The following is a 15,081-nucleotide window of genomic DNA, read 5'->3' as shown; positions in this document are numbered from 1 at the left end:
ATCGAATGACTCTATTTAGCTAAAACAGGGGGCTACTTTGTTCTTGGCACAAGAAATAATCCGTAAAAAACGTGACGGGCAACCGTTGAGCGAAGCCGAGATCCGCTTCTTCATTAACGGCATTCGCGATAACGTGGTGTCAGAAGGACAGATTGCCGCGCTGGCGATGACCATCTATTTCCACGACATGACCATGCCAGAGCGCGTGGCGCTGACCATGGCAATGCGTGATTCCGGCACGGTGTTGGACTGGAAAAGCCTGTCGCTGAACGGCCCGATTGTGGATAAACACTCCACCGGCGGTGTGGGCGATGTGACTTCGCTGATGCTTGGCCCGATGGTGGCAGCCTGTGGCGGCTACGTGCCAATGATTTCAGGCCGTGGTCTGGGTCATACCGGCGGTACGCTGGACAAGCTGGAAGCGATCCCTGGCTTTGATATTTTCCCGGACGACAACGCGTTCCGTAAGATCATCAAAGACGTTGGCGTGGCGATTATCGGCCAGACCAGCTCACTGGCTCCGGCAGACAAGCGTTTCTACGCGACGCGTGATATCACTGCTACCGTCGACTCCATTCCGCTGATCACCGGTTCTATTCTGGCGAAAAAACTGGCCGAAGGGTTGGATGCGTTGGTTATGGACGTGAAAGTTGGCAGCGGTGCCTTTATGCCGACCTACCAGCTTTCTGACGATCTGGCGCAGGCGATTGTGGGCGTTGCCAACGGAGCCGGTTGCAAGACGACCGCGCTGCTGACCGATATGAATCAGGTGCTGGCTTCCAGCGCCGGTAATGCGGTTGAAGTGCGTGAAGCGGTACGCTTCCTGACCGGGGAATATCGCAATCCGCGTCTGCTGGAAGTGACCATGGCGTTGAGCGTGGAAATGCTGCTGTCTGGCGGCCTGGCCACCGACGATGCTGACGCGCGCGCCAAACTGCAGGCGGTGCTGGATAACGGCAAAGCGGCGGAAATCTTTGGCCGCATGGTGGCGGCACAGAAAGGCCCAAGCGATTTTATCGAGCGTTACGACAGTTATCTGCCAGCCGCGACGTTAACCAAGCCGGTTTATGCCGAGAAACCAGGTATCATTACCGCGATGGATACCCGTGCACTGGGTATGGCGGTGGTGTCACTGGGCGGTGGCCGCCGTCGCGCGACCGACAGCATCGACTACAGCGTGGGCCTGACCGATGTGGCTCGCCTGGGCGACACTGTCGATACCCAGCGTCCATTGGCGGTGATCCATGCCAACGACGAAGAGAGCTGGCAGCAGGCGGCAGATGCGGTACGCAGCGCGATGGTTCTGGGCGACAAAGCGCCAGAAGTCACGCCGGTGGTCTACAAACGCATCACCGAATAACCTCTGTCTAAAGAATCAGGAGTGGCAGCGGCCTTTTCGCTGTCGCCCTCAGCGTGAATACGCAGGAGAGTATGATGAAACGTACATTTATTATGGTATTAGACTCATTCGGCATTGGCGCGAGTGAAGATGCCAAAAGCTTTGGCGATGAAGGCTCCGATACCCTTGGCCATATTGCTGCTGCCTGTGCACGTGGCGAAGCCAATGTGGGCCGTAGCGGCCCGCTGACCCTGCCAAACCTGAGCCGTCTGGGCCTGGGCAAAGCAGCGGAAGAATCCACCGGCAAGTTCCCGGAAGGGTTGGATAAAGACGCTGAAATCATCGGTGCTTACGGCCATGCCAGCGAGCTTTCCTCCGGTAAAGATACGCCATCAGGCCACTGGGAAATTGCCGGTGTGCCAGTCTTGTTCGACTGGGGCTACTTCTCTGACGAGCACAACAGCTTCCCGCAGGAACTGCTGGACAAGCTGGTGGCGCGTGCCAACCTGCCGGGTTACCTCGGTAACTGCCATTCATCCGGTACCGTGATCCTGGATCAACTGGGCGAAGAGCATATGAAAACCGGCAAGCCGATTTTCTACACCTCTGCGGACTCAGTGTTCCAGATTGCCTGCCATGAAGAAACTTTCGGCCTGGATCGCCTGTACGAGCTGTGTGAGATCGCTCGTGAAGAGTTGACCGAAGGTGGCTACAACATCGGCCGTGTGATTGCCCGTCCGTTCCTGGGGAATAAGCCGGGTGAGTTCCAGCGTACCGGTAACCGTCACGATCTGGCCGTGGAACCCCCAGCTCCGACCGTGCTGAAAAAGCTGGTTGATGAGAAGGGGGGCGAAGTGGTCTCCATCGGGAAGATTGCCGATATCTATGCCAACGTGGGGATCACCAAGAAGGTGAAAGCTACCGGGATCGACGCCCTGTTCGACGCCACTTTGGTCGAGATGGAAAAAGCCGGTGACAACACCATCGTGTTCACCAACTTTGTTGATTTCGACTCCTCCTACGGCCACCGCCGTGACGTAGCAGGTTATGCAGCCGCGCTGGAGCTGTTCGACCGCCGCCTGCCAGAGCTGCTGAAGCTGGTGAAAGGGGATGACATCATCATCTTCACCGCTGACCACGGCTGCGACCCGACCTGGCCAGGCACTGACCACACCCGTGAGCATATCCCGGTTCTGGTCTATGGCCCGAAAGTCAAACCAGGCTCGCTGGGGCATCGCGAAACCTTCGCCGACATCGGCCAGACCGTCGCCAGCTATTTTGGCGTGTCACCGATGGATTACGGCAAATCCATGCTTTAATACCGCTTTTAATGACGCTGGCCTTCACGCCAGCGTCTTTATTTCAATGAATTGAGGGAAGTGATTATGGCAACGCCACATATTAACGCTGAGATGGGTGATTTCGCTGACGTAGTGCTGATGCCGGGGGATCCGCTGCGGGCAAAATACATCGCAGAAACCTTCCTGGAAGGCGCGGTGGAAGTGAACAACGTGCGTGGCATGTTGGGTTTCACCGGCACTTATAAAGGTCGTAAAATCTCGGTAATGGGCCACGGCATGGGCATCCCATCCTGCTCTATCTATGCGCGTGAACTGATTGCCGAGTTTGGCGTGAAGAAAATCATCCGTGTCGGCTCTTGTGGCGCGGTGCGTGATGACGTCAAACTGCGTGATGTGGTGATCGGCATGGGGGCTTGCACCGATTCCCAGGTTAACCGTATGCGCTTCAAAGGCCACGACTATGCGGCCATTGCGGATTTTGACATGGTGCGTAATGCGGTAGACGCTGCGGCTGCTCAGGGCATCCCTGCACGCGTGGGTAACATTTTCTCCGCCGATCTGTTCTACACGCCAGATCCGGATATGTTCCAGGTGATGAAGAAGTACGGCATCCTGGGCGTAGAGATGGAAGCGGCAGGCATCTACGGCGTGGCCGCAGAGCTGTATGAAGAGTTCGGTAGCACGGCGTTGACCATCTGCACCGTTTCCGACCATATCCTGCGTCATGAGCAGACCACCGCTGCCGAGCGTCAGACCACCTTTAACGAGATGATCGTTATCGCGCTGGAATCTGTCCTGCTGGGCGACAAAGCGTAATGACCTCGCGGGCGCAGCACGCTGCGCCCCATTTTATCTATTCACGAATCTATTCATTTTGCCGTAAAATAATACAAATATTTGTTATTTTTCAGATTGTTACTGATTTTGTATTCTATTCACCAGCCGACTCGCTACGTTGCCAATTCATGGGGCATCTGAACGGGCGCAGCATGCAACGCCTCTACGCTCGAGCATGAAATTCAGCAATATTGCCACTTTGGCATCAATCTCAGAATGCCATCAGCTTTTCTTCGTTTCTTCCTGCTCTGCCGGTTTCTCGTCATCACCATCGTCTACCGTATTACCTTCTGCCAGCGGCGTGTTGGCGGTTAGCAGGTACGGCGACTGCTGCCAGCGGCTGCGGCGGCCTTGCAGCAGGGTACGGGCCAGAATAATGCCGATGGCCAGCGCCAGCAGGATCATCAGGCGCAGCAGGTTGGTGGTGTTATCCACCTGTTTGGATTCGGTGGCCAGCACGTGGGTATCCAGCGTCACGCGGATAAAGCCCAGTGGGCCATCTTTGCCCTGGATTGACTCGACGAGCTGGTGGTTAAAGTAGCTGCCCGCGCGTTTGCCATCCAGTGCGAGGCGATCGCGCACGCTAATCTGCTCGCCGGAATGGGCGATCAGGGTGCCGTCCAACTGGTAGACGCTGGCGTCCAGAATACGACTGTGATTGGTCAACTGCGTGAGAATGCGCTCAACCTGCTGGTTGTCTATGTCACTATCGCCATCCATCAGCGGAGTCAGGCTAAAAGCCACCTGCTTGGTCAAGGTTTGTGCCAATTCTTCGACCTGTTCCGATCGCGCCATTTGGTGGCTCAGGCTAAAATAGGAGGCACCTTGCATCAACAGCACCAACAACGCCAGGCAAATCAGGATAATAGCGGTGCGATGCAGGCGGAATTTCAGTTTAGCTTTAGCCATTAGGCTTCCTTTAGGGCGGTCATCCGGGAGTCACGATTGACCACCTGGCTGTGCGGAACCGAGATGTACCAATACCGCGAGCGCATGGATGCGCTAGAGCGGCCAACTAGAGATTCATAGGGTAATATGTTGCCAGAAGCAATGGCGATAGGATAGCTTGATGCGTCGTTTTATCATGCAGTGTTATTCAGGAGTTAAGGATGCCAAATAGTCTGACCTATTGCGATCTCCCCGCCGAGATCTCTCAATGGCCGGGGTTGCCCCTTTCGTTGAGCGGTGACGAAGTCATGCCGCTGGATTATCGGGCGGGCCACACCGGTTGGCTACTATATGGCAGAGAACTGGATAAAGAGCGTATTACTCAGTTCCAGCGTAAGCTGGGGGCCGCGATGGTGATCGTGACGGCCTGGGCGGTGGAAGATTATCAGGTGGTTCGCCTGGCGGGGACGCTAACTGCGCGCGCCAAACTGTTGGCGAACGAAAGCGGGCTAGATGTTGCGCCACTTGGCAAAATTCCTAACCTGCGCAAGCCGGGCCTGTTGGTGATGGATATGGACTCAACGGCGATCCAGATTGAGTGCATCGACGAAATCGCCAAGTTGGCCGGAGTGGGCGAGCAGGTCAGTGAAGTGACCGAACGCGCGATGCGCGGCGAACTCGATTTCACCGCCAGCCTGCGCCAACGCGTGGGGACGCTGAAAGGGGCCGATGCCAATATCCTCAAACAGGTGCGTGACGAATTGCCGTTGATGCCTGGGTTGACCAGCCTGGTACGCAAGCTGCAGGCGCTGGACTGGCATGTCGCCATTGCCTCCGGTGGCTTTACCTATTATGCCGAGTACCTGCGTGACAAGCTCAAGCTGGTGGCCGTGGCAGCCAATGAGCTGGAGATCCGCGACGGTAAGTTGACCGGCGAGGTGCTGGGGCCGATCGTGGATGCGCAATTCAAGGCCGATACTCTGGTGGCGCTGGCAGAGAAGCTGGGGATCCCACCGCAGCAAACCGTAGCGATCGGCGACGGTGCCAACGATTTGAAAATGATGCAGGTGGCTGGGCTGGGTATTGCCTATCACGCGAAGCCTAAGGTCTATGAGAAGGCGCAGGTCTCGATCCGCCATGCCGATCTACTGGGAGTGCTCTGTGTGCTCTGCGGAAGTTTGAAACACGATGTGAGGTAAGCTGTGGCAAAAGCAGTAAAACGGGCATTTGTCTGTAATGAATGCGGCGCTGATTATCCGCGCTGGCAGGGGCAATGCAGTGCCTGTCAGGCCTGGAACACCATTACAGAAGTGCGCCTGGCTTCAGTCTCCTCCTCAGCTGCCCGTAGCGAGCGTTTAAGCGGCTATGCGGGCGATGCCGGTATCAGCAAGGTGCAGAAGCTTTCGGACATCAGCTTGCAAGAGCTGCCGCGTTTCTCTACCGGCTTTCTGGAATTTGACCGCGTACTGGGCGGCGGTGTGGTGCCGGGCAGTGCGATCCTGATCGGCGGCAACCCCGGCGCGGGGAAAAGTACGCTGCTGTTGCAGGTGCTGTGCAAACTCGCCGAGCAGATGAAAACCCTGTACGTCACAGGTGAAGAGTCGCTGCAACAGGTCGCGATGCGTGCCCATCGTCTTGGATTGCCCACTGGCGGCCTGAACATGCTGTCGGAAACCAGCATCGAGCAGATCTGCCTGATCGCCGAGCAGGAGCAGCCGCGGCTGATGGTGATCGACTCGATCCAGGTCATGCATATGGCGGATATCCAGTCATCGCCAGGCAGCGTGGCACAGGTGCGCGAAACGGCGGCCTATCTCACCCGCTTTGCCAAAACTCGCGGCGTGGCGATCGTAATGGTTGGCCACGTCACCAAAGATGGCTCACTGGCCGGGCCGAAAGTCCTCGAACACTGTATCGACTGTTCCGTGTTGCTGGATGGTGATGCCGATTCCCGGTTCCGTACGCTGCGCAGCCATAAAAACCGTTTTGGTGCGGTCAACGAGCTGGGAGTATTTGCCATGACCGAGCAGGGGTTGCGTGAGGTGAGTAACCCTTCCGCAATCTTCCTCAGCCGGGGTGATGAAGTGACTTCCGGTAGTTCGGTGATGGTGGTTTGGGAAGGCACCCGGCCGCTACTGGTTGAGATCCAGGCGCTGGTCGATCACTCGATGATGTCTAACCCACGCCGCGTTGCCGTAGGCCTGGAACAGAATCGTTTGGCGATCCTGCTGGCGGTGCTGCATCGTCACGGTGGCTTGCAGATGTCCGACCAAGACGTTTTTGTCAACGTAGTAGGCGGCGTCAAGGTTAGCGAAACCAGTGCCGATCTGGCGTTGCTGCTGGCGTTGGTCTCCAGCCTGCGCGACCGCCCATTGCCTAACGATCTGGTGGTGTTTGGCGAAGTGGGCCTTGCAGGGGAGATCCGCCCGGTGCCTAGCGGCCAGGAGCGTATTTCTGAAGCGGCCAAACACGGTTTCAAGCGGGCGATCGTGCCACATGCCAACGTGCCGAAGAAACCACCGGCCAATATGCAGGTGTTCGGCGTCAAGAAGCTGGCGGATGCGCTGGACGTACTGGAACAGTTTTATTAATTGCCGCCCGCTGCGCGGAATATGCTATTTTGTTTAGCATAATAAACGGGAGGGTTTATGCGGCAGTTCGATTACCTCAAGGCAGCGATTAAGCAACAGGGATGTACCTTACAGCAGGTAGCTGATGCCAGTAGCATGACCAAGGGCTACCTCAGCCAGCTGTTGAACGACAAAATCAAAAGCCCGAGCGCGCAGAAGCTGGAAGCCCTGCACCGTTTCCTGGGGCTGGAATTCCCACGCCGTGAGAAGAAAGTCGGCGTGGTGTTTGGTAAATTTTACCCGCTGCATACCGGCCATATCTATCTGATCCAGCGTGCCTGTAGCCAGGTTGACGAGCTGCATGTGATCCTGTGCCACGATGAGCCGCGCGATCTGTTGCTGTTCGAGAACAGCTCTATGTCACAGCAGCCAACGGTCAGCGATCGCCTGCGCTGGCTGTTACAGACCTTTAAATACCAGAAAAATATCCATATTCACTCTTTCGACGAAAAGGGCATTGAACCTTACCCGCACGGCTGGGACGTGTGGAGCAACGGCGTGAAGAGTTTTATGGAGCAAAAGGGCATCGTCCCGAGCTATATCTATTCCAGCGAAGAACTTGATGCTCCCCGTTACCGCGAACATTTGGGGATTGAAACCATCCTGGTTGATCCTGAGCGTTCCTTTATGAATATCAGCGGCAGCCAGATCCGTCAGGATCCGTTCCGCTATTGGGACTACATCCCCACTGAAGTGAAGCCGTTCTTTGTTCGTACGGTGGCAATCCTGGGCGGTGAATCCAGCGGTAAGTCAACGCTGGTCAACAAGCTGGCGAACATCTTCAACACCACCAGCGCCTGGGAATATGGCCGTGACTACGTCTTCTCCCACCTTGGGGGTGACGAGATGGCGTTGCAGTATTCCGATTATGACAAGATCGCGCTTGGGCAGGCCCAGTACGTGGATTTTGCGGTGAAATACGCCAATAAAGTGGCGTTTATCGACACCGACTTTGTCACCACGCAGGCGTTCTGTAAAAAGTATGAAGGGCGGGAGCATCCGTTCGTTCAAGCGTTGATCGACGAATACCGTTTCGATCTGGTGATCCTGCTGGAGAATAATACCCCTTGGGTGGCCGACGGATTGCGCAGCTTGGGTAGCCCGGTCGATCGCAAGGCGTTTCAGTATTTATTGGAAGAGATGCTGCACGCCAATAACATCGAATATGCGCACGTAGAGTCGAGCGATTACGAGGAACGCTTCTTGCGCTGTGTCGAGCTGGTGCAGCAACTGCTGGCGGCGGATGCCAGCCGCTTGGTGAAGTTTTAGGGACGTTTTAGGCGGGTAAATGTCGGTGTAGTGGCGATGTAGTGCCCCTCACCCTAACCCTCTCCCACAGGGAGAGGGAACCGATCGAGTGTGTTTGAAATTGTCGTGGCTCACCTTGGATTAGTGGACCGATCGAGTGTGTTTGAAATTGTCGTGACTCACCTTGGATTAGGGGACCGATCGAGTGTATCTGAAATTGTCGTGACTCACCTTTGATGGGGAGGCGATCGAGTTTGCCAAGATGTTCTCTTCACTTCCAAACGAGCAGAGGCTATCAGCTCCCTCTCCCTGTGGGAGAGGGTTGGGGTGAGGGGGCCATAGCAAGTTATTGATACCTGACACATCGATAACCCCACTAACTTAGTAAGTTATCACCAACTTACCTTGCATATGCCCATCCAACAGCTTGGCATGCGCGGCGGTCAATGTATCCACCGTCAGCCCCTGTAGCGTTTCGCTCAGCGTGGTGGTCAATTTACCCTCATCGAGCAATTGCGCCACCTGTTTGAGGATCTCCCCTTGCTGGGCAATATCCGGCGTGGTGAACATGCTGCGGGTGAACATGAATTCCCAATGCAGCGCTGCGCTTTTCAGCTTCAACGCGTTTTGATCCAGCGGTTGGCTGTTTTCGACGATAGTGCAGATATGGCCGAGCGGGGCGACCAGATCGCTGATGGCTCGCCAGTGGCCGTCGGTATCGTTCAAGCACAGGATATAATCCACGCTCTCAATCCCTTCTTTAGCCAGGTTGCCTTTCAGGTCGCGGTAATCCACCACCAGTTCAGCACCCCGTTCGCGGCACCATGCAGCTGATTCCGGGCGAGAGGCCGTAGCGATGACTTTCACCTTGCTACGCTGTGCCGCCAGGGGGATCGCCAGCGAGCCCACGCCACCGGCACCGCCGATGATCAACAGCGTTTTACCGGCAGCCGCATGCTGAATATTCAGGTGTTCAAACAGGGCTTCCCACGCGGTGAGCGCGGTCAGCGGCATCGCGGCGGCTTGTGCCCAGTCCAGGCTGGCCGGTTTATGTGCCACGATACGTGAGTCAATCAGCTGATGGGTGCTGTTGCTGCCTGGACGGGTAATATCCCCGGCATACCATACCTCATCGCCGGGTTTGAACCCGCTGACGCTGCTGCCCACTTCGAGCACCACGCCGCTGGCATCCCAGCCGAGAATGCGTGGCTGCTGCAAACCATTCTTTTGCAGGCCAGCATGAACCTTGGTATCGACCGGGTTAACGGAAACGGCTTTCACTTCCACCAGCAGATCGTATTGACCCGGTGCGGGTTTTTCTGGAGCGATCTCGATAAAAACGGCTGGATTTTTCGGATCGACGGCAATGGCTTTGATTAACATAATTGTGCTCCTTCGCATGAATAGTCCCAGTGTAGACCCTGAGGAGTAGAGTGATAAGATGGACAATAACTAACTAAGTGTTCGTCTGAGGTGAACAATTATGTTCAAGCAGTTGCAGGATATGGCGTTGTTTGCGCTGGTGGCAGAGTGCGGCAGTTTTACTGCGGCAGCCAAACGGGCCGGGCTGCCTAAATCCAGCGTCAGCCAGCGTGTCAGCCAGTTGGAACAAAAGCTCGGTCTGCGCTTGCTCAACCGCACCACCCGGCAGTTAAATTTGACCTTTGCCGGTGAGCGCTATCTTGAACATTGCCAGGAGATGCTCTCTGCTGCCGAACGGGCCGATCTGGCCTTGCAGCGCTTACGCGATAACCCCAGTGGCCGTCTACGCATCTCCACGCCTGCCGGGCTGGGGGCGACGTTGCTTCCGCGTCTGGCGGCAGATTTCCAGCGCCAATATCCGGATGTCTCGTTGGAAGTGTCAGTGTCAGATGCCATGGTGGATATGGTGCAGGAGGGGTTTGATGCGGCATTGCGTACCGGCAGACCGCAGGATTCCTCGTTGATTGGCCGCCGTCTAGGGCATGCTCCCCGTTATTTGTTGGCTGCACCGGACTATCTGGCCCAACACCCGCCATTGCTGCATCCGCAGCAGTTGCAGCAGCATCTTTGCATCGCTCACCGCGCCTGGCCTGCCTGGATATTGCGCCGGGGTGAAGAGTACTACCGTTGGCAATTGCCGCTGCGGCATACCACCGATAATCTGTTATACGCGCGCGAGTGTGCCATTTTGGGGGCGGGCATTACGCTACTGCCCGCTTTTCTCAGCCGTGATGTGGTCGCGCAAAAGCAATTGGTGGAAGTGTTGCCACAGTGGCAAGCCGAAGGCAATGAACTGTATCTGGTTTATCCGAGCCGTAAGCTTAATTCCCCGGCTCTGGCCTGTTTTATCGATGTGGTGATCCAGCATCCGGTCTTTGTGGATTATGCGCAGGCACTGGATTGGGGATAACAAAAAGCCCGCAAAATGCGGGCTTGAGAGCATAGATAGCCAACCGGATGTTACTTGGTGACTTTCTTGTACTTGATACGGCGAGGTTCCAGCGCATCGGCACCCAGAGTACGCTTTTTGTACTCTTCGTATTCGGTAAAGTTACCTTCGAAGAACTCCACCTTGCCTTCATCCTGATAGTCCAGAATGTGGGTGGCAATACGGTCAAGGAACCAACGGTCGTGCGAGATCACCATCGCACAGCCCGGGAACTCCAGCAGGGCGTTTTCTAACGCGCGCAGGGTTTCGATATCCAGGTCGTTGGTTGGTTCGTCGAGCAGCAGTACGTTGCCGCCAACCTGCAGCAGCTTGGCCAGATGCAGACGACCACGCTCACCGCCGGACAGTTCGCCCACGCGTTTGCCCTGATCGACGCCTTTGAAGTTAAAGCGGCCAACGTAGGCACGGCTTGGCATTTCGGTGTTGCCCACGCGCATGATGTCCTGGCCGCCGGAAACTTCTTCCCATACGGTTTTGGAGTTATCCATGCTGTCGCGGAACTGATCGACCGAAGCCAGCTTGACGGTATCACCCAGCACGATGCTGCCGGAGTCAGGCTGTTCCTGGCCGGACATCATGCGGAATAGCGTGGATTTACCCGCGCCGTTCGGGCCGATGATGCCGACGATGGCACCCTTAGGTACCGCGAAGGTGAGATCTTCGATCAGCAGGCGGTCGCCGTAGGATTTACGCAGATTGTTAACTTCAACCACTTTATCGCCCAGGCGTGTGCCAGGTGGGATAAACAGTTCGTTGGTTTCGTTACGTTTCTGGTATTCAGTGCTGTTAAGCTCTTCAAAGCGTGCCAGACGGGCTTTGCCCTTAGACTGGCGGCCTTTGGCCCCCTGACGTACCCACTCCAGCTCTTTCTCGATCGACTTGCGGCGAGCGGCTTCGGTTGAGGCTTCTTGCGCCAGACGAGCGTCTTTCTGCTCCAGCCAGGAAGAGTAGTTACCTTCCCACGGAATGCCTTCGCCACGGTCCAGCTCCAGGATCCAGCCAGCCACGTTATCGAGGAAGTAACGGTCGTGGGTGATCGCCACCACGGTGCCTTCGAAGTCGTGCAGGAAGCGTTCCAGCCAGGCCACGGATTCGGCATCCAGGTGGTTGGTCGGTTCGTCCAGCAGCAGCATGTCTGGCTTTTCCAGCAGCAGGCGGCACAGCGCTACGCGGCGGCGCTCACCACCGGAAAGGTTGGCGATTTTTGCGTCCCACTCCGGCAGGCGCAGTGCATCGGCGGCGCGCTCCAGCTGGGTGTTGAGGTTGTGACCATCGTGAGCCTGAATGATCTCTTCCAGGCGGCCTTGTTCAGCGGCCAGCTTGTCGAAGTCGGCCCCTTCTTCAGCGTACAGTGCGTACACTTCATCAAGGCGCTTGAGGGCACCGACCACTTCTGCCATCGCTTCTTCAACCGATTCGCGAACGCTGTGCTCCATATTGAGCTGCGGTTCCTGCGGCAGGTAGCCGATCTTGATGCCCGGCTGCGGGCGAGCTTCCCCTTCGATATCGGTATCGATGCCGGCCATAATGCGCAGCAGGGTAGACTTACCGGAACCGTTCAGGCCCAGTACGCCAATTTTGGCCCCAGGGAAGAAACTCAGGGAAATGTTTTTCAGAATATGACGCTTCGGCGGAACCACTTTGCCGACGCGGTGCATGGTATAGACGTATTGAGCCACGTTGCTCCGAGCCTCTCTATCAGTTTTTATAGGATGTCTGGCGGCCTGAGTGTAGCCCGTTTCAGCACCGGTTCCCAGATCCCCTATGACGATCGCCAAGTATAACCGCTAATGCTCACCATTAGGTGAACTTTGCTGTTTCTTAAGGGGTGACGACGATCGCCACGCGACGGTTTTCAGCGCGGCCACTCGAGGTGGCGTTACTGGCTACCGGTTGGCGTTTGCCCATTCCGCGAGTTTCTATATTGGCACGCGGGATGCCGACACCGGCCAGGACATCGGCCACGGCGTTGGCGCGGCGCAGTGAAAGCTGGTCGTTGTAGCTGTCTTCACCGTAGTTATCGGTATGACCATCCAGGCGGAATTGCACGATGTTAACGCTCTTCAGCGCCTTGCCCATCTTCTCGACGATCTCGGTGCTTTGAGGGCTCAATTTACCGACGTTGTTACCGAACAGCACCTTGTCGGAAAAGCCAAACTCCCAGCCGTTATCCGTCAGTTTGAACCCTTGCGCCTGCAGTAAGGCGATCTGTTCCGCCGTCAGCCCCTGTGGTTTGCTCTGGCAGCCTGCCAGCGTGAGCAAGGTGATAAACACTAACGCCAGTAGGGAATAAGTCCGTTTAAAATTTTGCTGTAACATTGATTTTTCTCTTTTTGGTTGTTTGAGGCCCGGTGCTGGCGCTATTTGCGCATCGCTAACCGCCAGCCTCCGTGGGATAGGTGTTTTGCCCGGTACATTGCGTCATCCGCTTCGTTGAGCAGTTCCTGAGTGGTAGAGGCATGTTCAGGGTAAAACGCGATGCCGATACTCAGTGCGGCGATCACTCTTTCCTTGTTGGGCAACACAATAGGCTGTTGCATACACTCGATGATGATGTCGGCAATCGGCAACACATCGTTGGTGTCTTTGAGCGGCGCCAGCAGGATGGCGAATTCATCGCCCCCCATCCGGGCGACCAGATCGTGCTTGCGCAACCTGCTACGCAGGCGCTCTGCGATGGTGATCAAGACGGTATCACCGGCAGCATGGCCATGGTTATCGTTCACCTCCTTGAAACGATTGCCGTCGATAAACAGTACCGCCAGCTTTTCATCAGGTTCGAGCTCTGACAGCGCGCGGCCCAACTGAGCTTCAAAGAAGGCCCGGTTTGGCAACCCGGTCAGGCTATCGTGAGTGGCTTGGTGGGTTAATGCGTCATTCTCTTGTTGCAGGTGCTGTTGCCAGGCTTCGATTTCATCCAGCAGGCCGTTGAAATCACAGCTCAGCTCGTGCAGCTCGGCAATCGGTGCTGAAGGCACCCGCAGTTCGAAAGTCCGATCGCGACGTACCGTATGGGCAACGTTGGTGATATCGTCCAAGGAGGTCACGATCCCTCTGAGCATTCTGCGGGAAAGTACCAGGGCGCACAACGTACTGAGCATCAGGCAGGCAATCATGCCCACCATGCCGCGCAGCAAGAATTTCAGCAGGCTGCTGCCGTTGCCGGTCAGCCAGACCAGGCCGATCTGTTTGCCTTCACGGGCGATGGGCAGAACCACCGCTTCCGGCAAGATCCAGCGGGCCACCATCTGTTCCAACCCATGCAATGGGCTATCCGCTGGATGGCTCCAACTGGCCAAGGCGATCCCCTGCATATCCAGGATCTTGGCCTCCGACACTTCTTCGTTGGAAGCGATCAGCATCAATGCTTCGCGAGCGGCGGGGCGGTCTTCAAACACCACGGCGGCTTCAGCGGTATAACTGATCGAGCGGGCAATCAGATGCAGGTTATGGTTGGCGTAGGCTCGCAGGGCAAACAGCGCTAGCAACGTCAGGAAAATCCCCGCGGCGCTGACGGCGATCAGCGCCAGTCCCAGGTTCATCCGTTGCAGCACTTGTCCCAGCGTGGGGCGAGATGTAGCCGAACCTTTGTGACCTAACAGTTTCATTGCGGCGGCCCCTTTTTACGCGCCAATTGCAGCACGTTAGGGTGAACACGCACGCCACTGCGCGCCAGTGAGTCCAGATTCACTTTAAAACCCGCCTGATCGTTGCTGATTTGCAAACAAAAGGCACTGCCAACAGCACATTCCATATCCTTTTCGCTAATGCTGAGGATCGAGTGACCCGAAATGCGGTGGAAAAAATCTTGTTTCTGAGCGGCATTGACGTCGCCCAAATACACTACATCGCAGCTAGTTGCCAACTGCGGATTATCTATCTCGATCCGCAGGGTTTTGATTGGCTGCGGTGCCGTCAGCAATACCGGGTCGAACAGACCTTCTGCATACTGGACAGGCGCAGTCACGCACAAGCGGATCGGATCAGGTTTAGCGGGCCAGCGAGCATAGCTGATAATCCCCACCACCACGGTGGTGACGGTATGAATACGTTTTTGGTAGGGATCTTGTGTATCAGCCCCGGCCAAGCTGGGAAACATCAACATAGCCAGCAGCAGGATCGGTAGCATGCGACGCGATCGGATCGGGTTGCTATATAAACCCTGTGTCCTGGCAGCCAACCTTCTGGCCTTTATCGACATCTTCATTTGCCATTCCTGCCTACGGCCGGCTTGATGGCACGGCAGTCTGATACTAAATAATTGAGCCTAGTCGAAAAGGGTAAAACTTTGCCACGTACAATCAATCGCACTACCCAAAAAGCATAACATGACCGTCTTGGGGGCGGATTGTATTATAAGAGCCGTTTGTTGTGCGCTTTATGCTCGGTTTTATGAGATTTTTCCTA

13 protein-coding genes are annotated in these 15,081 nt (G+C 56.1%); 7 read left to right on the top strand and 6 right to left on the bottom strand.

The features are described from left to right. Window positions 1-37: 37 nt before the first annotated feature. The 3 genes from deoA to deoD all read left to right on the top strand — a co-directional run bounded on the left by deoA (window position 38) and on the right by deoD (window position 3,456). Entirely contained in the window at window positions 38-1,360 is a 1,323-nt protein-coding gene (gene deoA / locus ACKWMY_RS07785; RefSeq protein WP_024527235.1) for a thymidine phosphorylase, read from the top strand. 74 nt (window positions 1,361-1,434) lie between these two features. Next, window positions 1,435-2,658, top strand: coding sequence for a phosphopentomutase (deoB, locus tag ACKWMY_RS07780; protein WP_024527234.1), 1,224 nt, complete (start codon window positions 1,435-1,437; stop codon window positions 2,656-2,658). Between the two features lie 66 nt (window positions 2,659-2,724). Then, on the top strand, window positions 2,725-3,456 hold the full coding sequence (deoD, locus tag ACKWMY_RS07775) for a purine-nucleoside phosphorylase (RefSeq protein ID WP_021179222.1): 732 nt from the start codon (window positions 2,725-2,727) through the stop codon (window positions 3,454-3,456). Window positions 3,457-3,699: 243 nt separating this feature from the next. Here the strand turns inward: deoD and ACKWMY_RS07770 are convergent, their stop codons facing one another. Then, window positions 3,700-4,386: a YtjB family periplasmic protein gene (locus ACKWMY_RS07770; RefSeq protein WP_074028450.1), complete on the bottom strand. Its 687-nt coding sequence runs from the start codon at window positions 4,384-4,386 to the stop codon at window positions 3,700-3,702. Window positions 4,387-4,586: 200 nt separating this feature from the next. Here ACKWMY_RS07770 and serB point away from each other — a divergent pair, with 200 nt between their 5' ends. From serB to nadR, 3 genes are read left to right on the top strand one after another with little or no spacing between them, the layout of a single operon-like run. Continuing rightward, on the top strand, window positions 4,587-5,564 hold the full coding sequence (gene serB / locus ACKWMY_RS07765) for a phosphoserine phosphatase (protein ID WP_021808022.1): 978 nt from the start codon (window positions 4,587-4,589) through the stop codon (window positions 5,562-5,564). A gap of 3 nt (window positions 5,565-5,567) precedes the next feature. After that, the gene (radA, locus tag ACKWMY_RS07760) at window positions 5,568-6,956 is read left to right on the top strand and encodes a DNA repair protein RadA (protein ID WP_021808023.1); all 1,389 of its coding nucleotides are present in this window, start codon (window positions 5,568-5,570) and stop codon (window positions 6,954-6,956) included. Between the two features lie 57 nt (window positions 6,957-7,013). Then, window positions 7,014-8,264 carry a multifunctional transcriptional regulator/nicotinamide-nucleotide adenylyltransferase/ribosylnicotinamide kinase NadR gene (nadR, locus tag ACKWMY_RS07755; protein WP_074028452.1) on the top strand — a complete coding sequence of 417 codons (1,251 nt, stop codon included), beginning with the start codon at window positions 7,014-7,016 and terminating at the stop codon, window positions 8,262-8,264. 360 nt (window positions 8,265-8,624) lie between these two features. On the opposite strand, the gene ACKWMY_RS07750 is transcribed toward nadR, so the two are convergent. Then, window positions 8,625-9,626, bottom strand: a complete 1,002-nt coding sequence (locus ACKWMY_RS07750; protein ID WP_409486129.1) for a zinc-binding alcohol dehydrogenase family protein — start codon at window positions 9,624-9,626, stop codon at window positions 8,625-8,627. 100 nt (window positions 9,627-9,726) lie between these two features. Between ACKWMY_RS07750 and ACKWMY_RS07745 the strand changes: the two genes are divergently transcribed. Further along, complete coding sequence (locus ACKWMY_RS07745) at window positions 9,727-10,635, top strand: LysR family transcriptional regulator (RefSeq protein ID WP_409486128.1); 909 nt, start codon at window positions 9,727-9,729, stop codon at window positions 10,633-10,635. 50 nt (window positions 10,636-10,685) lie between these two features. Here ACKWMY_RS07745 and ettA read toward each other — a convergent pair whose 3' ends face one another. The 4 genes from ettA to ACKWMY_RS07725 all read right to left on the bottom strand — a co-directional run bounded on the left by ettA (window position 10,686) and on the right by ACKWMY_RS07725 (window position 14,881). Further along, window positions 10,686-12,353 (bottom strand): energy-dependent translational throttle protein EttA, encoded by a 1,668-nt coding sequence (gene ettA / locus ACKWMY_RS07740; protein ID WP_021179229.1) that lies wholly within the window; start codon window positions 12,351-12,353, stop codon window positions 10,686-10,688. 142 nt (window positions 12,354-12,495) lie between these two features. Further along, entirely contained in the window at window positions 12,496-12,993 is a 498-nt protein-coding gene (locus tag ACKWMY_RS07735) for an OmpA family protein (protein ID WP_024527229.1), read from the bottom strand. Window positions 12,994-13,034: 41 nt separating this feature from the next. Beyond that, window positions 13,035-14,282: a diguanylate cyclase domain-containing protein gene (locus ACKWMY_RS07730; protein WP_024527228.1), complete on the bottom strand. Its 1,248-nt coding sequence runs from the start codon at window positions 14,280-14,282 to the stop codon at window positions 13,035-13,037. Then, the gene (locus ACKWMY_RS07725) at window positions 14,279-14,881 is read right to left on the bottom strand and encodes a YfiR family protein (RefSeq protein WP_024527227.1); all 603 of its coding nucleotides are present in this window, start codon (window positions 14,879-14,881) and stop codon (window positions 14,279-14,281) included. Before ACKWMY_RS07725 ends, ACKWMY_RS07730 begins: the two co-directional genes overlap by 4 nt. Window positions 14,882-15,081 lie beyond the last annotated feature (200 nt).

This window comes from Serratia sp. J2 (assembly GCF_046269175.1).
In the GTDB taxonomy this organism is placed as follows: Bacteria; Pseudomonadota; Gammaproteobacteria; order Enterobacterales; family Enterobacteriaceae; genus Chania; species Chania fonticola_C.
This window is presented reverse-complemented; position numbering and strand designations above follow the sequence as displayed.